Genomic DNA, 21,187 nt, shown 5'->3' with positions numbered 1-21,187 from the left:
GATAGAGTGGAAATATTGGTGTGTGAGGTCTTTAATTTGAAAGAAAAAACTGTTAACACATTGTTAATTTTATGTGAAGAAAATCTAAAAAAACCTCATTTTAACCCCTATATTTCCAATCCAGGCGTTAAGAAACCCATTAACACTGTTAATATCTCAAAATTACCCCTCTATTTCCACTCCAGGCATGATTATTCTATATCTAAGGGGGCTAAATTATACAGTATGTGTTAATAACAAAAAAAAGGCTAGGCATGGCCTAGGCAGTCAATGTTAACAAACAACAATGTTAACAAAACTGATCAGATCACTTCAACCGTTAACATTAGATCTATTAGATCTCAAAGATGGCAAAAAAACGTATACGAATAGACATGGAAGACGCAGATGGAGCACGATATGATATTAAATTAGAAGGGAACGTTACCAGGGACAAAGTCTTAAAAATATTTGAAATGATGGATTTGATGAATATTGAAGAAGAGGAAGATCAATCTGTAAAAATGGACTCTGTAGGCTCAAAAATTTCACATATTGTAGATAAATTCTTCCCTATGGGCAAATTTACTTCAACAAACATTCTTGAAAAATATGAAGATGAGTTTAACGAACCAGTAAAACTTAGTGTAATTTCGACATATTTGTCAAGATTTGCTTCAAAAGGTAGGGTAGAAAGGGCCAGAACCGGAAGAGAATGGACCTACCAATCTATCAAAATTACTCCAAAACAACAATAATTGATCAAACAATAGTTACTTTTCTAACAATTAATCTATCTTTACCAAGAATCATTTTCACATATTCTCCTTTTTGCACATCCATAAATTTTCGAAACTGTTTTGGGATTGAAATAGTACCTGCAGATGTTATTTTCACTAACACTTCGTTTTCCTGTACTGACATAATATGATTATAATTTAATAATATATATAATTTAATATTATAATATTATTATAAATAATTAAAAAATATGATGATTTTCTGACTATTTTTTATATTTTCACTAAAATTACTCTAAAAATAATATGTTGAACTATCTACACAACAGTTGGATTAGATGCAATATCTTCAACTTTAGATTTTCCTTTTTCAGTTATTGAATAAGTATATGGTTTTGTTTCTGTGTTTCTTTCAACCAACCCACTTTCAAATAATTTCTTCATTAATCTGGAAGTATGTTCTCTACTCTTCTTTGTTGTGATTTGTATGTCACGTGATGTCATAGCTTTGTTTGTGATAAGATGCAACACATAATCTGTTGGGCTCACATGTTCAATATATGGAATATTAGGCACAGAAACAGGCTTTTCAACAATAATTTCGGGCTCTTTAATCACTTCAACTTCTTTTTGTGATTCATGATTTTCTACTAATCCTTGCATGAATTGTTTCAATTCCAGGTTAGGATCAACAGGCTTTTCATCAATTCCTTGAATTTCTAATGCATCCAGGCGTATTTTCATATCAATTAACTGTCTTTCATAGTACTCTAAACGCTCAGTTTGAGTAGGATCATCAATATCACTACTAGATTTTATGAATGGACGTATTTTGAAGAATAAATACAAGCCACCCAAACCTATCAAAAATGCTAAAATCACACCTAAAATCACTTCAGGATCAGGAATCTCTACTAACATCACAATTTCTATGCCTATGTTGTGATTTATTGTGATTGACCAAAATTATTTCACACTTTAGATTAACAATCTCACACTAACAATCACAATTCAATAAAGGTAATCACAACAGACTATTGAATATACTAATCACACTAATCACACCAATTACATATTTGACGCTTGCCTGATTAGCTTCTCTATCACACTAATCACTTCATCTTCTCTCTCAGGAAAGATATCACTATCATTAATCACACTAATCTGTTCAGAAAGTTTGGATATCACATCAATATCATCAGGTAATAGTATGCCTAAACCACGTAAAAGAATGATTGAATAGAATAATGCAACTAATTTCTCTCTAGATTGGCCTACTTGCCTATAATACGCACCTTTAGATATGGAAAAACTTGATTCTAAAAGATCCTTTTGATTTAAAATAATTTCAATTTGTCGCTCTGTAAACAGTGATTTTTTGATTATTTTACTAATAATGTTGTTAAAATTAGATTCTTTAGACTCTGCCATAGCTATACAATACTGTATACCAGTATTCCAATTAAACTTTAAAGTGTCATATACAAACCACAACTATGGCTGGAAAAGTAGAATCATTCCTAAAATCTGAATTAGAGAAGAAAAATGCACTATTGTTTGTCTTAATTGATTCTGAGGTTTCAAATTTGGAGGCTTCTAGTAAACTAGCTCAAGATGTAGAAAAAATAGGAGCTTCTGCTATTCTGGTTGGAGGCTCATCTGCTACTGATCAAATTGAGATGTCTCAAGTTGTTAAGGGTATTAAACAAAATATTCAGATTCCAATTATTCTCTTTCCTGGAAATGTTACAGGTGTCGTACCTGATGCTGATGCAATATTATTCAGTTCTTTAATGAACTCAGAAAATCCTTATTTCATTACTCAGGCACAAGCATTAGCTGCACCAAGTGTAGCTAAATTTGGTTTAGAACCACTTCCAACTGCATATTTAGTGATTGGAGATGGTACATCTGCTTGGTTTGTTGGTTCTGCAAGAGGAATTCCATTTGAAAAACCAAAAATTGCTGCAGCATACTCTTTAGCAGCACAATTTCTTGGAATGAGATTTGTATACTTAGAAGCAGGCTCAGGTGCAAAATCTAGTGTAACTCCAGAAATGGTAAAAACTGTAAGACATACATTTAATGGATTTCTAATTGTCGGTGGCGGTATCAAAGATGTTGAAACTGCTGAAAGTCTTGTTAAAGCAGGAGCAGATGCCTTAGTTATTGGAACTTTCCTTGAAAAAGGAGGTAGTCTTACAAAATTAGAAGAAATAGCAAAAGCAATTCAAAGTAGCAAATAATACTATACTATTATGTCAGAAAATGACGCAATTTCTCGTATTCGTGGTATTGAAATGCCCGATTATTACTTAGATTATTATTCAAATCTCTCAACTGAAACATATTCTATATTTGAGCACGCCGCCGCAGCAAAATCAACTTTAGTTGATTCTTCAGGCATAATTGAGCCTAAAATTGCATTTGATCTAGCAGATCGAGTTGCAAAAATGCACGAAATTGACATTGCTGAACCCTTAAGAGAAATTTTAAAAATCAATGGAAAAGAGCTATCTGCATTAATTTTAGCAAAAGACATTGCTTTAGGAAAATATTCACTACCAGATGCTTCTATAGAAGAAAAATTGGATCTTGCAGTTCGCGTAGGATTAGCAATAATTACAGAAGGTGTGACAATTGCTCCACTACAAGGAATTAGTGAAGTAAAAATTAAAAAAAATAAAGACGGAACAGATTATCTTTCAGTTTCAATTGCGGGACCTATGCGTTCTGCAGGAGGTACTGAATCTGCAGTTACTTTGTTAATTGCAGATCATGTTAGAAAAATTGCTGGTTTATCAAAATTTCAGGCAAATTCATTTGATGATGAAACAGGTAGGTTTGTTGAGGAGTTGAGAATTTATGAAAGAGAAGCCAGCAGCTTTCAATTTCATATTTTGGATGAGGATATCGAGCATGTAATTTCAAATCTTCCAGTTGAATTAGCTGGAGTAGACACTGATCCATATGAAGTTGTAAATCATAAAGGAATGACTCGAATCCAAACTGATAGGGTTAGAGGAGGAGCTTTACGTGTTCTTAATGACGGTTTAATTGGAAGATCAAAAAAATTACTCAAAAGAATTGAAATGTACAATTTAGATGGTTGGGAATGGCTTGGTGACCTTAAAGGTGCAGTTCAAACAGGTGATAATCAAGAAGATGCTGCAGCAAAAAGAATGCGTGAAGTAATTACGGGAAGATCTGTATTATCTATGCCTAACAAATTAGGCGGATTTAGGCTTAGATATGGAAGAGCATGTAATACTGGGTTTGCAGCAGTAGGATTTCATCCTGTTGTTGCTGAAATCTTAGATCATACTATAGCAGTTGGAACACAGGTCAAATGTGATCTTCCTGGAAAAGGTGCAACTGTAGCATTTGTTGATAGTATTGAAACACCAATAGTCCGTCTTCTTAATGGAGATGTTGTTAAAATTAGAGATGTTAAACATGGAATAGAAATTAAAAATAAAATTGAAAAAATTCTCCACCTTGGAGATATCTTAATCACATTTGGAGATTTTCTTGAAAACAATGCTCAACTAATTCCTTCAGGATATGTTGAAGAAATTTGGATAGAAGAACTAAAACAAATAATTTCAATATCTGAGCCTAAAAATCAATACCTAGAACAGTTTTTGACTAAATTTCCCTCAGTAGACGAAGCATTAAAAATTTCAATTGATTACAAGTTTTCATTACATCCACATTACCTCTATTATTGGGATAAGATTTCTTTAGAAGAATTACTTGAACTTTTACATCCAAAAAACTTCAATGAAAACAAAATTGAGTATCCAATTGAAATTAAAAATATTTTAGAAAAATTGGGAACTCCACATAAAATTGCAAATCAATCTATCCTTTTAGAAAATGATGAAGCAAAAATTTTCTTTAATTTATTATTTGTATCAAAACCAATAATCAGTGAATTATCCATTCCTGAAATTTTAACAAATTCATCAAAAATTAAAATTAATAATAAATTTTCAACATCAATTGGAGTTAGAATTGGAAGGCCTGAAAAGGCCGCTCCCCGACAAATGAAGCCTCCTACACACACATTATTTCCAATTTCTGATAAAGGTGGACCCACAAGAGATCTCCTTAAGGCATCACGAAATGAGCACTTTTTTGCAAATATCTACAATAGACATTGTGAACAATGTAATGAACCGTCTATTGGGATTAATTGTTCTAATTGTGGTGAAAAAACATCAATTTCTTTCAGATGTAATAGTTGTAGAGATACGCTGACAGAACCATTCTGTGAAAAATGTAAAAGAAAAGCTCCTGCACATTCTCATAAAGAATTTCCACTAAAATCACGATTACTTTTAGCTCAAGAGAAGATGGGTATTCGTGCGAAAGAACCTTTCAAAGGTCTTAAAGAATTAATCAGTGAGGATAAAATTGCAGAACCTCTTGAAAAAGGACTTGTACGTCAAACTTTAGGTTTGACAACATTCAAAGACGGTACAATTAGATTTGATGCAACAAATTCCCCATTAACTCAATTCAAACCATCATGGATTGGAACCTCTGTTGAAAAACTGAAGAAATTAGGATATTCTCATGACATTGATGGAAACCCACTAGAAAATATTGATCAAACTGTAGAACTTAGAATGCAAGATGTTGTAATTCCTGAGGAAAGTGGAAAATATCTAGTTTCAACTTGTAAATACATTGATACTCTTTTAACAAAATTTTATGGTAAATCTTCATTTTATAATGTAAATAATCCTGAAGAACTAATTGGTCATCTAATAATTGGTTTAGCACCTCATACTTCTGTTGGAATTGTAGGCAGAGTTATTGGATATACTGACACTCATGTTTGTTTTGGAACACCAAATTGGCATTCAGCAAAGAGACGTGATGCTGATGGTGATGCCGATTCAATAATGTTGTTAATGGATAGTTTGTTAAATTTCTCTAGGCAATTTCTATCTGATAGAATAGGCGGTTTAATGGATGCTCCATTACTTGTACAACCACTAGTTTTACCACATGAATCCCAACCTCAAGCCCATAATCTTGAAGTAACAAAAATTTTTCCTCTAGAATTTTTTGAATCAACAATTCAACAAAGTAAGGCTTCTGATGTAACTTCAGTTGAAATTATCAAATCTAGATTAGATACTAAAAGACAATTCTTTGATTACCATTTTACTCATTTGACTTCATCACTAACTACTTCCAAATCAAGAAGTGCATATTCGACCTTAGGTTCAATGCTTGATAAGTTTGATATGCAAGTTAGAAATGCTGAATTGATTAATGTAGTTAACCCATCCGAACTTGTTTCAAATGTAATTTCAACACATCTAGTTCCAGACATCATGGGAAATCTAAGGGCATATGCTCGACAAAGTTTTAGATGTACGGCATGTGGAAAATCATATCGTCGAATGCCTTTAATTCAAACTTGTGTATGTGGACATAAATTAATTGCAACAATCACTAGAGGTTCAGTTGAAAAATATCTTAAACTTGCAAAGAGATTAGTTGACAAATATGATGTTGGGGAATATCAACGTGGAAGAATTCATGCTTTATCTGATGAGATTGAATTAGTTTTTGGTAAAAGTCAAGGTGACCAATCACTTCTTACAGATTATGCGTAAAATTATCTTAATTTGACGTATTCGTAGGCACCAAGTTTACTATCAAAACAATATTTGACTTTTTGATAATCTTTTCTCCAAGATTTTACTTTTGGAAGAACTTTCTTTGGATCCTTTTTCTCAATAATTATTTGTTTAATGAATGTGGCAATCTCTTTCATTTCATTTTCCTTCATTCCTAATCTTGTTATTTCAGAGACACCCAATCTAATGCCTCCTGGATGGAAATAATTTCTTCCAGCCTTAATGTCTCCAGGAATAAGTTGTCTGTTGACAATTATGTTGGCTTTTTCTAATTCAGCTTCAACTTTTCCGCCGTCAGAATAATCTAAAACATTAACTGCAATTTGATGTGATTGTGTATATCCTCTACTTTCACCTAATACTTTGAATCCAGCATCATTTAGTGCTTCAGCAAATATTTTGGCATTTTTAATTACTTGTGCTGCATAATCTTTACCAAATTCTAATGCTTCAGCAAATGCAACAGCTTTTCCTGCCATGTTATTGATATGGTGACTACTAGTTAATCCTGGGAAAGTTGCTTTCTTAATTGGCTCTTCATGTTCTTCAGAACCTAAAACTAATCCTCCTTGTGGTCCAAACAATGTCTTATGAGTACTCATAGTCATTGTATCTGCACCTTCACGCATTGGATCCTGGAATTTTCCGCCAGCAATTAATCCTGCAACATGAGCTGCATCATAATTGATGTGAATATCATATGTTTTAAGAAAATCTGATAACTCCTTTACCGGATGTGGGAATAAAAATAATGAACCACCAAACATTGCCATTTTTGGAAGACGATTATTCTTTTTCAATTCTTTTACTTTTTGTTTAGTTTTATCAACATCAATTGTCATATCTTCAGCATTAAATGGATAAAATTCAATTTCTAAACCGTGGACAAGTCCTGCAGTACCAGAATGTTCTTTTTTACCATGTGAAATATGTCCGCCAGCAGGAATAGATGGAGCAATCATTACATCTCCTGGATTTGAATAAGCTGAATATACTGCTAAATTTGCAACGACTCCAGAAATAGGTCTCACATCTGCAAATTTTGCTTTATACAATTTTTTAGCTAATTTCATACATTCTACTTCTACGTCATCAATGTAGATACATCCAGCATACACTCTATCTCCAGGCCAACCTTCTGCATATCTATTGCCAAAATCAGAAATAATTGCCTCTCTTACAGCAGGACTAGGAATATTTTCACTAGCAATTAATGGAATTGAGTTTTCAAACCATTTATGATGCTCTTTTAATTTTGCAAATATTTTATTGTAAGATTCTTTATTTTGAGACTTGACCATATTTTGTAAATTGGTTTTCCCAATTTAAAAACACCGATATCTATCCATTTTTCTCCATTCTTGATCTGGAAGGTATAAAAGGGGAATCTGGAGTTTTGCCAATTATGGGTATGCAAGCAACTTCAAAAGGAAATATGCCAGTTGTACTGCTTAAAGAAGGCGGTTCAGAAACAAAAGGTAAAGATGCTCAAAAAAACAATATTGGAGCAGCAAAAATCGTTGCTGAAATAGTTCATACCAGTTTAGGTCCACGAGGAATGGACAAAATGCTAGTAGATTCCTTAGGTGACGTTACAATTACAAATGATGGTGCAACAATTCTCAAAGAAATTGATGTTCAACATCCAGCAGCCAAAATGCTAGTTGAGATTTCTAAAACTACTGATAATGAAGTAGGCGATGGAACAACTTCAGCTGTTGTTTTAGCCGGTGCATTATTAGAACACGCTGAATCATTAATTGATCAAGATGTTCATCCAACAATTATTGTTGATGGATACAAAAAAGCAGCTAGAAAATCAAAAGAATATCTTGAAGAAATAGCTGATTCAATTTCTCCAGTTGACAAAAACATGTTAAACAAAATTGCAAAAACCTCAATGCAAACTAAATTAGTTAGAAAAGATTCTGATTTACTTGCAGACATTATTGTTAAATCTGTAGTTGCTGTTTCTGAAAAACAAGGAGAAACTTATGATGTTGATATTGATGATATCAAAGTTGAAAAGAAAGCAGGAGGCTCCATTAAAAATTCAATGATTATTCAGGGAATTGTATTAGACAAAGAAGTTGTTCATGGAGGCATGCCTAGAAAAATTACAGACGCAAAAATTGCATTACTTAACACTGCATTAGAAATTAGTAAAACTGAAACTGATGCAAAAATTAACATATCAAATCCTCAACAACTAAAATCATTTTTAGATGAAGAAAATAGAATGCTAAAAACAATGGTTGACAAAGTAATTGGTTCTGGCGCAAATGTTGTTTTGTGTCAAAAAGGACTAGATGATATGGCACAACATTACTTAGCTAAAGCAGGAATAATTGCAGTTAGAAGAATTAAAGAAAGTGATCTTACAAAACTTGCAAAAGCAACTGGTGCTAGAATTGTTACAAACTTAGATGATTTATTTGAAAAAGATTTAGGTAGTGCTGAAGTTGTAGAAGAAAGAAAAATTGAGGAAGATAAATGGGTATTTGTTGAAGGATGTAAACATCCAAAATCTGTAACTTTACTTTTACGTGGCGGTTCACAAAGAGTAGTTGATGAAGTTGAACGTTCTGTTCATGATGCATTAATGGTTGTAAAAGATGTAATTTTAAAACCACAAATTGTTGCTGGTGGCGGTGCCCCTGAAACATATGCTTCTACAAAACTCAGAAGTTGGGCAAAATCATTAGAAGGAAGAGAACAATTAGCTGCAGAAAAATTTGCAGATGCTTTAGAATCAATTCCATTAACACTTTCTGAAAATGCAGGAATGGATCCAATTGATACTCTAACAGTTTTACGCTCTAAACAACAAAAAGGAGAAAAATGGACTGGAATCGACGTAATGAAAGGTAAAATTGGAAATATGAAATCAAGTGACATTATTGAACCATTAGCAGTTAAACTTCAAATCGTTTCAGCAGCAGCTGAAGCAGCATGTATGATTCTTAGAATCGACGATGTTATCGCTACCCAAAGTTCTGGTGGTGGCGGTGGAGGAGAAGGAGGAATGCCACCTGGAATGCCACCTGGAATGGGTGGAATGGGTGGAATGCCACCTGGAATGGGTGGAATGCCTGATATGGGCGGAATGATGTAAAATTCATTAGAAAAATTTTCTTACTTCAAAAGTTTATTTGATAATTAATTTACGAAATATTATGACTAATGCTTCATCAAAAATGCTATCGAGTTTTAAGTATGGTTATCTAATTGTATTTTTTGCATTACTATCTGGAATTTTTTATCCAATAATTACAGATACAAGTTTTGAACCCGTAATAAGTGGAATTTTAGTTTTATTTCTTGGTCTAGCTGGTGGAGTTTTGCTGTATAGAGCTACAACATCTGAAACAAAAAGAGAAATATTTTTTGGAAGTGGATTTGTCTTAATTGGAATTTCACTATATTTTATTTTTCAATTAACTGGAAGAGTTTAGACATCAAAGTAAAGATAAAATTCATGAGGATGTGGTCTAATTGCAATTTCTCTTTGATCCCTTCTTTCTAATTCAATAATTTTATCAATTACATCATTTGTATAAATTGGATTCAAGAATTTTCTATCACTTTCCAATTCATCTAATGCTTCACCTAAGCTTTTTGGAAGAACTCCAATTCCACGTTTTGCTCTATCTGATTTTGTCATTTTGAATATATCATCCTGGACTTGTTCTCCTGGATCCATTTTCTTTTTAATTCCATCCATTCCTGCTGCTGTTACTGCAGCAAATACAAGATATGGATTAGATGATGGATCAGGTGCTCTAAATTCTAGTCTCTTTAATTTTGAATGTTGTTTTCCTTTCAAATGTTTTGGAACTCTTACTATAGCTGAACGATTTCCTGCACTCCATGCAATATATGCAGGAGCTTCATATCCTGGAACTAATCTGTGATATGAATTTGTAGTTGGATTACATATTGCAGATAATGCTTTTGCGTGATTAATTATTCCACCACAAAAATATCTACCAGTTTGACTTAATTCGATATCGTCATCAGGATCGTAAAATGCATTTTCCTTTCCTTTCCATAAACTAACATTAACATGCATTCCTGAACCTGCATCCATTGCTATTGGTTTAGGCATACATGTTGCAACTTTACCATATTTTTGTGCCACATTTTTAATTACATATTTGTATGATTGTGCAGCATCTGCAGCATTTGTCATATGATCATACATAATATCAATTTCACATTGTCCTGCTGTTGCTACCTCGTGATGGTGATTATCACATAAAATTCCAAAATTTTTACTTAAAATATTTACACATTCATTTCTGTAAGGTGTTAAAGTATCTGATGGTGTTGTAGGATAGTATCCTTCTTGTAATCCCATTGGATATCCATCACCGTCATTGCTCCATGGAGCTTCTTTTGATTCAATTGAATATGATTGTCCTTTGTAAGGTGTTAAAACATCCCAATGAACTTTATCAAAAACAAAAAATTCTACTTCTGGGCCCCATGTACTAAAATCAAATCCTTGAGTTTTGATATATTCTTCAGCTTTTTGAGCAATACCTCTAGGATCTCTAGATAGTCTTCCTCTATTTTCTCCCCAATAAACATCACAAAGGAGTCTAGCTGTTTTATTTTCAGTCATCCAAGGAATTATTGCAAATGTACTTGGATCTGGTTTTAGCAATAAATCTGAATCATCAATAGTTGTGAATCCAACGATTGATGAACCATCTAATTTTGGTAAACCATCTCTCATTTGTTCTGGTGTGAAAGTATTTGCTGAAATTGTAGTATGATGAAAATGACCAGTTAAACCCGTAAATTGTAAATCAATAAACTGAATTCCCTCATGTTGAATTCTTGAGAATACTTCGTCAGGTGAATACGTAATTTGCATAGCTTTTCCGTGACTGACTTTATATGGCAATTTTATACTTCAATCAAACACAAATACAACCAGCATTTAAGGATTAGGTAGAAATGTCCGAATCAGATCATATTGATATTAATTCATTACATAATACCGTTTTACGAGAAACTGAAAATGATTCTTTATTAGAAATTAAACCTAATTTCTATAGAAATTTATCAGATTTTATTGGAAACTTAAGAAAGCAAGAATTTGAAGGCGTAGAAAATAAAATTAAAGAAACAATGATTGAAATGGCTACAGAATTAACATCGTTACTAATACACATTAGATTAGAAAAAATTTCTAGCTCTAACGACTATGATGTTGGTTATCTGTTAGATGAAGAGAAATTCATTATAGATTCTCAAGATGAACAAAATGAAAGAACAGAAATGATTCTTTCTGCAACAATTAATGGAAAATCAAAATTTCTTGAATCTTTGGCTGAAAATCATAAAATTAAAAAAATTGTTGTTAGATTTCTTGAAAATGTTGATGAAATTGTTGGTGCAGATCTTGAAAAATATGGTCCATTCAAAGTTGAGGATATTGCTACAATTCCATATGAGAACGCTCAGGCTTTAATTGCTAAAAATATTGCAACTAAAGTTAGATGGGAAGATTAGGTAAAAATTATACCTATTATTTAGATAAGATATGTCCCATACTGGTGTAGATGTAATTGATTTTCTATTTTATACAATTTATCCGGTAATTGGAATTTTTATTGTTGAAATAATTAGTAGATTATTCAAAATTCCCAAATGGATTAAACTCTGGACTCAAGCAATTGTATCTACTGGCTTTGGTATTTACTATTGGTTTATCTTACCAGCACCACAAAATTTTCCATTAACTGCAATGGTTATGTTTGCTTTAGCAATTGCTTTAGTTTATCAAGGTAGACGGGCAAAAATTTCTCCTGAAAAAAGTCCTTACTAATTCAATTATTTCCCAAAAAACCTTTTGAAAATACTTCCTTTTCCTTTATTTCCATCTCGAATTACTTTTCTTTGTCCAAATCTTTCTGAACGTATTTGTCTTAATTTAACACATCTATGTTCTTCTGGCAGTCTATGTTCAGAACAAAATGGATCTTTACAATAACTACAATGAAATGGCATATCTGTCATATCTCCACAATATGCACAATTTTCAGAAATCATAATTTACTATGAATTTTTTCTTTTAAAAAACTTGTGAGAATTTTTTCTGCTTATTTTAAAAGATTAACCACAAAATTTTCTAAACATTTTTAGTATTGATAAAAAAAAATCTATTGATTACAAATGATTAATGGAAAAGTTGCAATTATTACTGGAGCAAGTAGTGGAATTGGTGAAGCTACTGCTATGACACTTGCAAAAGCAGGTGTTAAAGTTGCAATTGGTGCTAGAAGAGTTGATCGATTAGAAGAATTATCTAAAAAAATTATTGCTGAAGGTGGAGAAGTTCACTTTCAAAAATTAGATGTAACAAAACGTGAGGAATGTGATAATTTTGCTAAAGCTGTTTTGGATAAATGGGGTTCAATTGATATTTTAGTAAATAATGCTGGTTTGATGCCATTAAGTTTTTTCAAAAATCTCAAAGTTGATGAATGGGATAGAATGGTTGATGTGAATATCAAAGGTGTATTGTATTGTACAGGCTCAGTAATTTCTCATATGAAAGAAAAAAAATCTGGCCATATAGTTAATCTTTCATCTGTTGCTGGTAGAGTTGTATTTCCAGCTGGCAGTGTTTACTGTGCAACAAAATTTGCTGTTGCTGCATTCACCGAAGGATTAAGACAAGAATTTAGTGTTCGTTCTAACATTAGAGTAACAAGTATTGAACCTGGAATAGTAGCAACTGAATTAACTGATACAATAACAGACGAATCTCTTCAACAATTTGTAGAAAACGGAAAAAAAATGGAAACTTTACAAGCACAAGATATTGCAAATGCAATTTTGTATGCTGTAGATTCTCCACCTCATGTTAATGTCAACGAAGTTTTGATTAGACCCACAACTCAAGAAAAATAATTGTCAAAAATCCCCCACGTAGTAATTTTAGGCGGAGGGTTTGGAGGTCTTTCTTCTGCTAATGAAATAAGAAATTCATTAGATTCATCAAAAGTCAATATTACGATTATAGATAAAAAAGACTGGTTTATGGTTGGTTATGCAAAATTATGGATCATGAATGGAAGCAGAACTTTTGAAAATTCAATTGGTTCATTAAATGAATTACCAAAAAAACAAATTAATTTTATTAAAGATGAAATTATTGAAATTAATACAAAAAATAATTTTGTAAAAACAAAATCAGAAAATATTTCGTTTGATTTTCTAATAATATCAATGGGTGCAGTTTTAGCACCAGAAAAAATTCCTGGTTTAGAAGCTAATGGATTTAACTTGTATGATCATAATCAATTAAGTCAAATTAATGATAAATTAAATAAAATACAATCAGGAAAAATTGCTATCGTCATAATGGGAATGCCTTACAAATGTCCTCCTGCACCTTTTGAGGCTAGTTTACTGGTAGATTCCATGCTTAGAAAGAGAGGAATAAGAAATTCTGTACAAATTGATTTTTTTAGTCCTGCACCAATAACACTACCTGCAGCTGGACCAGAAGTCAGTAAACAAATTCTTGATTTAATAAATTCAGAAAAAATTAATTTTCATAATTCAGAAAAAATTAAAGAAGTAAAACCAAAAAAACTAATTTTTGAAAATAATGAATATGATTTTGATATTCTATTAGCAATACCACCACATATTGCTCCATCAGTAATTTATAATTCAAATTTGGCATCAGAACCTGGTTTTATTCCAATTGATAGAGATTGTAAAACACCATTTGAAAATATTTTTGCTATTGGTGATGTTACAAGTTTGGCAGTTACTGATTTAATTTCAGTTCCTAAAGCTGGAATTTTTGCAGAAGGTGAAGGAATTACAGTAGCAAAAAATATTATTTCAAAAATTGAATTAAATGAAAAATCACTTTTATTTGATGGTAAAGGAGGATGCTTCTTAGAATCTGGTAGAGAGACTGCATCAATAATTGAAGTTGATATGTTTACAAATCAAAAACCATCAACAAAATTAACAGAATCAACATCTGAAAATCTTTCTAAAAAAATAAATTTTGAAAAAGAAAGACTGTCAAAGTGGTTATGAATTAATCATCTTTTTCTTTTTCTTTAGTTAGATGTTCAAGAATTGCTTTAACTTCAACACCTAAATCTTGATCATTTTTTGATATATTCAATTTTTCAGCTATACTGTTTTTAAAATTCTGATCTTCTATCTCGATACTTCTTTTTTGAACACAATCTGTATGATCTTTATCTGTAGCTGAAATTTTATGACAAATATTACAAATTTTCACTATTGTTAATTCTAGATAGGACGATTTAATAATTTCATTTTGTGCCTGTGAATTTAGGGATCGTAGTCTAGCTTGGTATGATACTAGCCTGGGGGGCTAGTGGTCGCAGGTTCAAATCCTGCTGATCCCATTATAATTTTAAAATTTTAAGCAAATTTTCAAAGTTTTCTCGTGTTTTTTCTTGTTTATACTTTTTTAACGCAAGAATAATTTTCTCTTTAGAGGAATTTTTGTAAATTTTTTGAGTTTGCTTTGCGATACCTGAACCAATGAAAAATGCTTGAGTAATTGATGTAACATTAGAAGGTCTTCTTTTTGTACTAGAGCTTTCAAAATCAATCAAAGTTGCTTTATTTTTTCCAACAATCACATGTTTTGAAATATTGCTCAATTCTCCATGATCAAATTCAATTTGATCTAGTCTAAAACAATCTTCTAAAATATTTTTTATTGTAGTTTTTAATTTTTTTACACTACCTACTCCTTTTAACATTTCAATCCAATCACTAAATTTATCCCCTTCAACATATTCCATAACTAAAAAATTTTTACTAGCATCAATTATTTTGGGACCTACATTAACTGAATTAACCAATTTTAATAAAATTGATTCATTTTTCATATTTTGTCTTTGAGAATCTGTTCTTCTAATTTTTAATGCAACTTCTTTATTTCCTCTTTTGACAAGTACAACAACACCAACGTAACCTTTGCCTAAAATTTCTAAACTTCCAATTAAAGTTGGACCTGTTAAACAAATTGATTTAATTTTTAATTTTTCTAATTCTTTAATTCTTGCTTTAATTTGACGATTAGTAGCGCTAGGATATCCTAAAATTTTTGAATAAGGTTCTTCTGAAAATTTTTTAATTGAAATGAAGGAGTGTGCCATCTACTGAAATCACTTCAGATATTTCCTCTTTAATTGATTTACTAAGAGTCTTATTTCCTAAAAATACCTTACAACCTCGCTTAAAATCACTATGAAGACCTTTTGGTATGCCTACATTGAGATTTTTTTCCAAAAATTCTTTCATAAATTTTTCTGCATTGACATGTTTTCTTTTTTCTAATGAAATTATTTTTCCATCATTTCCAATCCATACTAATTCACTATCTTTAAGATTTTTAGAAATGAAACTATGTGAGCCATCATTTCTAAAAAATTCTGGGCCTTTTTTTTGATATATTTCGCTAATAATTGTAGATTCTAAAAAGAATATCAGATATGCGTCTCTTTGTTCATCTGTATGTGCTTTACTTCTAACTACAGTAAATCCACCTAATTCTAATTGTGTGGACAATGTTGATGTTGCTCTTTTAATTTGTCCCCAAATAATATCCGGACTTCTAATTTTAAATTCAAATTTTACAATTAGTAAATTATTCCAAAATTTATTTGATATTTTTGATTTTTTATTTTTAAAAAATTCTAAACTTGGTTTGTTTTTAAATGCCCTACAACTAAGAATAAATTTTCCAATATTTTCATTTGAAATTGCAGCAGCTAAATTTCTATTACTATCAATTGGATCAATCACAACTATTGCTGTATCAAATGATTTTGATGTTTTTCCAATGATTTGTTTTTCCTTGATTTTTATTATTGATTTTATTAAATTTTCAAAACTTCCATATTGTAAAATTAAAACTTCGGAAATATATCCACTGAAACCTTGTTTTGCAATTTCCGCACCATAAATTTTATTTGATTTTAAAAATGTCTTTAAAATTCTAACTTCATTTCTCATTTTTATTGTTAATGATTTTTTCATAAATTTAGTATGAAATGGTGACCTATCTGCAGCACTTTTCCATTCACCAATTTTAACATCATAACATGGTACTATGTTTATTTTTGTATCCTTAATTTTTGCCTCAACATAAGGATGTTGAGAATATCTAACATATGGAGAATATTTTTTTAATGATTCAAAACCTATTTTCTTAGAAATATTTTCTAATTTCTCCTCAGAAATATTTTTTTTAAATTTAATAAAAATATCAATATCTGCATTTTTTGATAACCATGTATCTTTAGCGTATGAACCTCCAAATTCTAATTCTACTACTTCAGAATATTTTTGAATCTCTTTTTCAACTAATTTGTATACCTTATCTGCAATCTCTTTTTTTGATTTTTGAATTATTTTAGATGGAATTGTTGTTTTTGAAATTTTAGAAATAATTTGTTTCATTATTTTATCACTGATTATTTTTTATTTGATTTTATATTAATTTCATTATTTTTACATATTATCTAATAGTTAACTTCATAGACGAGTATTTTTTTTGATATATGTTGAATAAATTACTTGTATGTTTAACAGGCATGCCTGGTGCTGGTAAATCTACAATTGCTGAAGGTTTGAAACCTAAAGGTTATGAAATAATTAACTTGGGAAATGCTGTAAGAGAAGAGGCAAAAAAAAGGAATTTAGATCCAACCAGAGAGAATCTTGGAAAATTAATGTTAGAATTAAGAGAGAATAATGGAGCTGGTGCAATAGCTGAACTTGCCAAACCAATTATAGAATCTTCTAATGCAAATGTATTGTTAATTGATGGAGTTAGATCTAATGATGAAATACAAGTACTTAGAAAATTGGGAACTGTAAAATTATTAGCAATTCATGCTTCAACTGACACTAGATTTAATTTCTTACAAAAAAGAGGACGTTCTGATGATCCACAAACGAAAGAACATTTCAATGAAAGAGATGATCGTGAGTTAGGTGTTGGTGTTAGTAATTCTATTGCACTATCTGATTTTGCAATATCAAATATTGGTTTAACTAAAGATGAATTGATAAAAAAATCTTATGACATAATTCAAAGATGGGTTGAATGAATACTCCTAATCTTAGTTGCAAAATAGAAATGTTTTGTACAGTAAATCCATCTGAATCTATAGAAAAAGTTGAACAAACAATTTCTAGTATTTTTCCATATTCAGTTATTAAAAACAATGAATTCACAATCAATGCAATTTCTAAAGAATTAAGATCATTTGAAAAAATCTATCACTTTATTCATAATAATAAGTTACAAAAAAATTTTTTGCGTTCTTTAGAAGACAATTTAGAAAATGATACTACTTGGTTTTATCTTAATAAACAAGCTGCATTTGTTGAGCAAATTGCAATTTGTGAGGAATTTGATGAATCTCCATTGGGACCAATTAAAGTCACTTTGACATCTTCAAATATTGATAGAATTATTGATTGGATTGTGTTTGATTAAATAAAATTAGTTAAGAAAATCAACCCATTTTTGATTATTTTTTTTAGTTTGAATTTAAAATCAATTTTTTAGGATTATAATGAAATGTTGATAAAATTAGGAATAATTGTATCTGTTATAGTTCTAGGTGGAATGATATTTTCAACAGAAATTACTTCATTATTTCCTAATACTTCTGCATTATTAGCTGATTCTTTAAAAGATGATATTACTTCATTAAATGCTAAAGTAACTGATTCTGCTGAAAATAGATTAGATTCTTCAATAGATAAAACAATTCAAAGTGTTAGTGATAGTGTGTATGAAGGAATTACTGATACTGGAGACAAATTAGTAGAAAATGTAAATGAAAAAATTTCTGAAGGAATTACTGATACTGGAGACAAATTAGTAGAAAATGTAAATGAAAAAATTTCTGAAGGAATTACTGATACTGGAGACAAATTAGTAGAAAATGTAAATTTAGAATCATCCACAGAAGTTTTAGTAAATGAAGTATCTGGATTTGATCCTTTTAGTTTGTTTAAAAATTTATTTCAAATTAATTAATTTCTACTTCTAAAAGATCTTTTGCTGTAATTACTGAATTATGAATTTTTTCTGCTTCCATTTTATGTTGTAATTCATCTTTATATCTTGCAGAAAAATGTGTTAAAATTAGATTTTTTACTTCTGCATTTTTACCTAATTCTGCAGCTTGTTTTGCAGTTGAATGGCAAGTATCTAAAGCTCTTTGTTTTTCTTCTTCAATAAATGTAGAATCAAAAACTAAATAATCACATTGATAAAAAAATTCTTCTAATTTTTTTGTAGGCATTGTATCTCCTGATATCCCTATTTTTTTACCTGGACGCTTTTCACCTAGGACTTGTTCTGGTTTTATTGTTGTTTCATTATTTGTTATCTCCTCCCCATTTTGTAATTTATTCCATAATTCACCTTCAGGTATGCCTAATTCTTTTGCTTTCTGAACATTAAATCGACCTGGCTTATCTTTTTCTTCAAATAAATATGAAAATGCAGTAATTGAATGATTAGCTTTTGCTGTGTGAATCATGTATTTTTTATTTTCAAATATTTTTCCTTCATTAATAATATTAATTAAAATAGAAAACGGTAATCCAAAATTTAATACCTTAATGTTTGCTGCAAGAAATTCATCAATTCCTTTAGGACCAAAAATTTCTAACGACTCAGTTCTATTTTGCATTGACATTGTTTGTAATAATCCTAAAATTCCTACACAATGATCTCCATGCAAATGTGTAACAAATAATTTCATTTTTTTATTCCAACCCAAACCTGATTTCATATACGCAATTTGTGCAGATTCACCTGCATCAAACATTAGAATTTCACCTTCTTTTTCTAAACATATGCAGGATAATCCTCTTCTTTCTGTTGGCTGTGCAGCTGATGTCCCTAAAAAAACTAGTTTCATTTAATCAAAATAGTTCTTGTGAGACTTTTATGCCTATAGATCTGATATTTTTTCAATCCTTTTATTTTCATTTTAGGATCTAATTCTTTTTTGAACATCACTGCAATTTTTTTATGTTTAGGCACAATTGAGATAAATCTTTTTAAAATTTCTTCTGGTTTTTCTGAAGTTTTTGAAGATTTTCCGTAAGGTAAATCAGTTACAATTGCATCAAAATTATCTGAAATTTTCACTAATTCTTGAAAATCAGATTTCAAAACTTTTGAATTATAATTATTTAATTCAAGATTTTCTCTTGTCAAATTACACATTTTTTCATCAAAATCAATTCCTATAGCCTTAATGCCCATAGACTCAGATTCAAGTAATGTTGTGCCTGTACCACAAAATGGATCACACACAGTTTGACCTTTTTTCAATCCAGTTAAATTTATCATTACTCTTGTTAATTTCCAATCTAGTTCATGAGGATATTTTTTGGATTTTTTAGGTCGTTTTTTATTTTCATTTTTTTCTGAAAAACCAAAAAAATTTTCTGTGTTTGTGAAAATTAAATATACTGTAATTTCAGGATTTTTTAAATTCACTTTTGCTTGAGTAAATTTTGATATCATGTCTCCCATGGATTTTTCTAATTCTAATACATCTAATTGATTTGATGATAAATTAATTACTCTACATACGAAACTTTGTGTATTTTTTAATACCTGGAAATTTTCTTCATCTAAAAAAAGTCCTGACATTTTTCTTAATATTTGTCCAGATGTTTTAACAAATGTAGCACGTTCAGAAATTTTTTTCCAATTGGTTTTTGATTGAATAATTATTAAATTTGAGATAATTTTTATTTTAGCAAATCGATCAAACATTTTTGTTATTGTAGTAATTTCATCTATTGCAAGTTCTAAATATTCTTTTGATACAATGAAAAAACTTTCTGGCATTACATTATTGCCTTTGCAATAGTATTCGAAATATCTACTTTTGATGTTTTACCTGGAATTGTATTTGTACTAATAATACTTGTTACTCCAGCTTTTCTAATTTTCTTTTCTGCATTATTCATTAATAATGCATGTGTACATGCAACATAGATCCTTTTAGATTTTTGTTTCTTAAGAAATTGTGTAGCTTTGATTATACTGCCTCCAGTACTAATCATATCATCCACTAAAATTAAATCTCTATTTTCAACTTCAGACAAATTCTTTGTCTTGATTTTTACTTTACCCGTTTTTCTGTCTCTTATTTTCTCTAATGCTATGTAATCGGAATCCAATTCCTTTGCAAATTCTTTTGCTCTCTTTTTACCACCTTGATCCGGTGATACAATTAATGGATTTTTTAGGCTCAATTTTTTAAAATATTTAACAAGGTCCGGAATTGCAGTCACATTTTCTGTTTTGATACTAAAATATTTCAATCCAATCAAACTGTGAATATCTATTGCAATTATTTTTGATGCTCCTGCTCCTTTGAATAATTTTGCAAGTACTTTCATTGTTACAATTTCACCTGGTAAAAATTCTCTATCTTGTCTAGCATACCCCATATATGGAATAACAACATCCACTTGGGCTGAATTTTCTTTTGCTTTTGTGATTAGCGATAATATATGAACCAAATTGGTATCTACTGGTGGAAAAATTGATTGTATTACAATTGATCTCTTCTTTGAAATTGTTCCAATTAAAGTAATTTTACTTTCTCCATCAGGAAAAATTCTAATTTCTGATTTAACCAGATTTGCCTTTATTTTTTTAGCAATTTTCTTTGCTAAATCTTCTGAAGTTTTTCCTGAAATAATTGATATTTGACTCAATAAGAAAATATGATT

24 protein-coding genes and 1 tRNA gene are annotated in these 21,187 nt (G+C 30.3%); 13 read left to right on the top strand and 12 right to left on the bottom strand.

All coding sequences use genetic code 11. The features are described 5' to 3' along the window. Positions 1-347 precede the first annotated feature (347 nt). Positions 348-737, top strand: coding sequence for a hypothetical protein (locus NMSP_RS08245; RefSeq protein ID WP_086908288.1), 390 nt, complete (start codon positions 348-350; stop codon positions 735-737). 4 nt (positions 738-741) lie between these two features. On the opposite strand, the gene NMSP_RS08240 is transcribed toward NMSP_RS08245, so the two are convergent. From NMSP_RS08240 to NMSP_RS08230, 3 genes are all read right to left on the bottom strand, one after another. Further along, positions 742-903, bottom strand: coding sequence for an AbrB/MazE/SpoVT family DNA-binding domain-containing protein (locus NMSP_RS08240; RefSeq protein WP_086908287.1), 162 nt, complete (start codon positions 901-903; stop codon positions 742-744). Between the two features lie 134 nt (positions 904-1,037). Then, a complete protein-coding gene (locus NMSP_RS08235) occupies positions 1,038-1,640 on the bottom strand; it encodes a winged helix DNA-binding protein (RefSeq protein WP_086908286.1) in 603 nt (200 codons plus the stop codon). Between the two features lie 147 nt (positions 1,641-1,787). After that, complete coding sequence (locus NMSP_RS08230; RefSeq protein ID WP_086908447.1) at positions 1,788-2,150, bottom strand: hypothetical protein; 363 nt, start codon at positions 2,148-2,150, stop codon at positions 1,788-1,790. A 65-nt stretch (positions 2,151-2,215) separates the two neighbouring features. On the opposite strand from NMSP_RS08230, the gene NMSP_RS08225 reads away from it, so the two are divergent. Together NMSP_RS08225 and NMSP_RS08220 are read left to right on the top strand one after the other, a co-directional pair. Continuing rightward, positions 2,216-2,965, top strand: a complete 750-nt coding sequence (locus tag NMSP_RS08225; protein WP_086908285.1) for a phosphoglycerol geranylgeranyltransferase — start codon at positions 2,216-2,218, stop codon at positions 2,963-2,965. A gap of 12 nt (positions 2,966-2,977) precedes the next feature. Further along, positions 2,978-6,355 (top strand): DNA polymerase II large subunit, encoded by a 3,378-nt coding sequence (locus NMSP_RS08220; protein WP_086908284.1) that lies wholly within the window; start codon positions 2,978-2,980, stop codon positions 6,353-6,355. 2 nt (positions 6,356-6,357) lie between these two features. Here NMSP_RS08220 and NMSP_RS08215 read toward each other — a convergent pair whose 3' ends face one another. Next, positions 6,358-7,680 (bottom strand): serine hydroxymethyltransferase, encoded by a 1,323-nt coding sequence (locus tag NMSP_RS08215; RefSeq protein WP_086908283.1) that lies wholly within the window; start codon positions 7,678-7,680, stop codon positions 6,358-6,360. Between the two features lie 104 nt (positions 7,681-7,784). Here NMSP_RS08215 and thsB point away from each other — a divergent pair, with 104 nt between their 5' ends. Together thsB and NMSP_RS08205 are read left to right on the top strand one after the other, a co-directional pair. After that, entirely contained in the window at positions 7,785-9,494 is a 1,710-nt protein-coding gene (thsB, locus tag NMSP_RS08210) for a thermosome subunit beta (protein ID WP_086908282.1), read from the top strand. Positions 9,495-9,555: 61 nt separating this feature from the next. After that, complete coding sequence (locus tag NMSP_RS08205) at positions 9,556-9,834, top strand: hypothetical protein (protein WP_086908281.1); 279 nt, start codon at positions 9,556-9,558, stop codon at positions 9,832-9,834. On the opposite strand, the gene glnA is transcribed toward NMSP_RS08205, so the two are convergent. After that, a complete protein-coding gene (glnA, locus tag NMSP_RS08200) occupies positions 9,831-11,291 on the bottom strand; it encodes a type I glutamate--ammonia ligase (RefSeq protein WP_086908280.1) in 1,461 nt (486 codons plus the stop codon). The genes NMSP_RS08205 and glnA overlap by 4 nt on opposite strands. A 53-nt stretch (positions 11,292-11,344) precedes the next feature. Here glnA and NMSP_RS08195 point away from each other — a divergent pair, with 53 nt between their 5' ends. Further along, on the top strand, positions 11,345-11,902 hold the full coding sequence (locus tag NMSP_RS08195; protein WP_086908279.1) for a DNA replication complex subunit Gins51: 558 nt from the start codon (positions 11,345-11,347) through the stop codon (positions 11,900-11,902). A 31-nt stretch (positions 11,903-11,933) separates the two neighbouring features. Next, positions 11,934-12,218, top strand: coding sequence for a hypothetical protein (locus NMSP_RS08190; RefSeq protein WP_086908278.1), 285 nt, complete (start codon positions 11,934-11,936; stop codon positions 12,216-12,218). A gap of 5 nt (positions 12,219-12,223) precedes the next feature. On the opposite strand, the gene NMSP_RS08185 is transcribed toward NMSP_RS08190, so the two are convergent. Then, positions 12,224-12,442, bottom strand: a complete 219-nt coding sequence (locus NMSP_RS08185) for an AN1-type zinc finger domain-containing protein (protein ID WP_086908277.1) — start codon at positions 12,440-12,442, stop codon at positions 12,224-12,226. Between the two features lie 123 nt (positions 12,443-12,565). On the opposite strand from NMSP_RS08185, the gene NMSP_RS08180 reads away from it, so the two are divergent. Together NMSP_RS08180 and NMSP_RS08175 are read left to right on the top strand one after the other, a co-directional pair. Further along, positions 12,566-13,306, top strand: a complete 741-nt coding sequence (locus tag NMSP_RS08180) for an SDR family oxidoreductase (protein ID WP_086908276.1) — start codon at positions 12,566-12,568, stop codon at positions 13,304-13,306. Then, positions 13,307-14,455: an NAD(P)/FAD-dependent oxidoreductase gene (locus NMSP_RS08175; RefSeq protein ID WP_086908275.1), complete on the top strand. Its 1,149-nt coding sequence runs from the start codon at positions 13,307-13,309 to the stop codon at positions 14,453-14,455. A 1-nt stretch (position 14,456) separates the two neighbouring features. Here the strand turns inward: NMSP_RS08175 and NMSP_RS08170 are convergent, their stop codons facing one another. Then, positions 14,457-14,666: a hypothetical protein gene (locus tag NMSP_RS08170; protein ID WP_086908274.1), complete on the bottom strand. Its 210-nt coding sequence runs from the start codon at positions 14,664-14,666 to the stop codon at positions 14,457-14,459. A 56-nt stretch (positions 14,667-14,722) separates the two neighbouring features. Here NMSP_RS08170 and NMSP_RS08165 point away from each other — a divergent pair. Next, positions 14,723-14,796, top strand: a tRNA-Pro gene (locus NMSP_RS08165). Here the strand turns inward: NMSP_RS08165 and NMSP_RS08160 are convergent. Both NMSP_RS08160 and cca read right to left on the bottom strand, forming a co-directional pair. Next, a complete protein-coding gene (locus NMSP_RS08160) occupies positions 14,797-15,558 on the bottom strand; it encodes an RIO1 family regulatory kinase/ATPase domain-containing protein (protein WP_086908273.1) in 762 nt (253 codons plus the stop codon). It lies immediately after the preceding tRNA gene. Next, positions 15,533-16,864 (bottom strand): CCA tRNA nucleotidyltransferase, encoded by a 1,332-nt coding sequence (gene cca / locus NMSP_RS08155; RefSeq protein ID WP_086908272.1) that lies wholly within the window; start codon positions 16,862-16,864, stop codon positions 15,533-15,535. The genes NMSP_RS08160 and cca overlap by 26 nt, the downstream gene beginning before the upstream one ends. A gap of 101 nt (positions 16,865-16,965) precedes the next feature. Between cca and NMSP_RS08150 the strand changes: the two genes are divergently transcribed. The 3 genes from NMSP_RS08150 (at position 16,966) to NMSP_RS08140 (ending at position 18,458) form a co-directional block, all read left to right on the top strand. After that, positions 16,966-17,517: an AAA family ATPase gene (locus tag NMSP_RS08150; RefSeq protein ID WP_086908271.1), complete on the top strand. Its 552-nt coding sequence runs from the start codon at positions 16,966-16,968 to the stop codon at positions 17,515-17,517. Then, a complete protein-coding gene (locus NMSP_RS08145; RefSeq protein WP_086908270.1) occupies positions 17,514-17,909 on the top strand; it encodes an RNA-binding domain-containing protein in 396 nt (131 codons plus the stop codon). The genes NMSP_RS08150 and NMSP_RS08145 overlap by 4 nt, the downstream gene beginning before the upstream one ends. 84 nt (positions 17,910-17,993) lie before the next feature. Then, positions 17,994-18,458, top strand: coding sequence for a hypothetical protein (locus tag NMSP_RS08140; protein ID WP_086908269.1), 465 nt, complete (start codon positions 17,994-17,996; stop codon positions 18,456-18,458). Here the strand turns inward: NMSP_RS08140 and rnz are convergent. From rnz to NMSP_RS08125, 3 genes are read right to left on the bottom strand one after another with little or no spacing between them, the layout of a single operon-like run. After that, on the bottom strand, positions 18,451-19,350 hold the full coding sequence (rnz, locus tag NMSP_RS08135) for a ribonuclease Z (protein WP_086908268.1): 900 nt from the start codon (positions 19,348-19,350) through the stop codon (positions 18,451-18,453). The genes NMSP_RS08140 and rnz overlap by 8 nt on opposite strands. Then, the gene (locus NMSP_RS08130; protein WP_086908267.1) at positions 19,347-20,294 is read right to left on the bottom strand and encodes a TRM11 family SAM-dependent methyltransferase; all 948 of its coding nucleotides are present in this window, start codon (positions 20,292-20,294) and stop codon (positions 19,347-19,349) included. The genes rnz and NMSP_RS08130 overlap by 4 nt, the downstream gene beginning before the upstream one ends. Further along, positions 20,294-21,172, bottom strand: a complete 879-nt coding sequence (locus NMSP_RS08125) for a ribose-phosphate diphosphokinase (protein ID WP_086908266.1) — start codon at positions 21,170-21,172, stop codon at positions 20,294-20,296. The genes NMSP_RS08130 and NMSP_RS08125 overlap by 1 nt, the downstream gene beginning before the upstream one ends. Positions 21,173-21,187 lie beyond the last annotated feature (15 nt).

This window comes from Candidatus Nitrosomarinus catalina (genome assembly GCF_002156965.1).
In the GTDB taxonomy this organism is placed as follows: domain Archaea; phylum Thermoproteota; class Nitrososphaeria; order Nitrososphaerales; family Nitrosopumilaceae; genus Nitrosopumilus; species Nitrosopumilus catalinensis.
The sequence above is the reverse complement of the archived record's forward strand: the minus strand, read 5'-3'. Positions and strand labels throughout refer to the sequence as shown.

What these genes read in the sequence shown, in the direction of transcription:
- NMSP_RS08180 (WP_086908276.1), top strand. Translation starts at nt 12,566, where the DNA reads ATGATTAATGGAAAAGTTGCAATTATTACTGGAGCAAGTAGTGGAATT.
- NMSP_RS08160 (WP_086908273.1), bottom strand. Translation starts at nt 15,558, where the DNA reads ATGGCACACTCCTTCATTTCAATTAAAAAATTTTCAGAAGAACCTTAT.
- NMSP_RS08145 (WP_086908270.1), top strand. Translation starts at nt 17,514, where the DNA reads ATGAATACTCCTAATCTTAGTTGCAAAATAGAAATGTTTTGTACAGTA.
- thsB (WP_086908282.1), top strand. Translation starts at nt 7,785, where the DNA reads ATGGGTATGCAAGCAACTTCAAAAGGAAATATGCCAGTTGTACTGCTT.
- NMSP_RS08235 (WP_086908286.1), bottom strand. Translation starts at nt 1,640, where the DNA reads ATGTTAGTAGAGATTCCTGATCCTGAAGTGATTTTAGGTGTGATTTTA.
- NMSP_RS08185 (WP_086908277.1), bottom strand. Translation starts at nt 12,442, where the DNA reads ATGATTTCTGAAAATTGTGCATATTGTGGAGATATGACAGATATGCCA.
- NMSP_RS08240 (WP_086908287.1), bottom strand. Translation starts at nt 903, where the DNA reads ATGTCAGTACAGGAAAACGAAGTGTTAGTGAAAATAACATCTGCAGGT.
- NMSP_RS08215 (WP_086908283.1), bottom strand. Translation starts at nt 7,680, where the DNA reads ATGGTCAAGTCTCAAAATAAAGAATCTTACAATAAAATATTTGCAAAA.
- NMSP_RS08130 (WP_086908267.1), bottom strand. Translation starts at nt 20,294, where the DNA reads ATGCCAGAAAGTTTTTTCATTGTATCAAAAGAATATTTAGAACTTGCA.
- NMSP_RS08150 (WP_086908271.1), top strand. Translation starts at nt 16,966, where the DNA reads ATGTTGAATAAATTACTTGTATGTTTAACAGGCATGCCTGGTGCTGGT.
- rnz (WP_086908268.1), bottom strand. Translation starts at nt 19,350, where the DNA reads ATGAAACTAGTTTTTTTAGGGACATCAGCTGCACAGCCAACAGAAAGA.
- NMSP_RS08195 (WP_086908279.1), top strand. Translation starts at nt 11,345, where the DNA reads ATGTCCGAATCAGATCATATTGATATTAATTCATTACATAATACCGTT.
- NMSP_RS08220 (WP_086908284.1), top strand. Translation starts at nt 2,978, where the DNA reads ATGTCAGAAAATGACGCAATTTCTCGTATTCGTGGTATTGAAATGCCC.
- NMSP_RS08225 (WP_086908285.1), top strand. Translation starts at nt 2,216, where the DNA reads ATGGCTGGAAAAGTAGAATCATTCCTAAAATCTGAATTAGAGAAGAAA.
- NMSP_RS08245 (WP_086908288.1), top strand. Translation starts at nt 348, where the DNA reads ATGGCAAAAAAACGTATACGAATAGACATGGAAGACGCAGATGGAGCA.
- NMSP_RS08205 (WP_086908281.1), top strand. Translation starts at nt 9,556, where the DNA reads ATGACTAATGCTTCATCAAAAATGCTATCGAGTTTTAAGTATGGTTAT.
- cca (WP_086908272.1), bottom strand. Translation starts at nt 16,864, where the DNA reads ATGAAACAAATTATTTCTAAAATTTCAAAAACAACAATTCCATCTAAA.
- NMSP_RS08190 (WP_086908278.1), top strand. Translation starts at nt 11,934, where the DNA reads ATGTCCCATACTGGTGTAGATGTAATTGATTTTCTATTTTATACAATT.
- NMSP_RS08140 (WP_086908269.1), top strand. Translation starts at nt 17,994, where the DNA reads ATGTTGATAAAATTAGGAATAATTGTATCTGTTATAGTTCTAGGTGGA.
- NMSP_RS08230 (WP_086908447.1), bottom strand. Translation starts at nt 2,150, where the DNA reads ATGGCAGAGTCTAAAGAATCTAATTTTAACAACATTATTAGTAAAATA.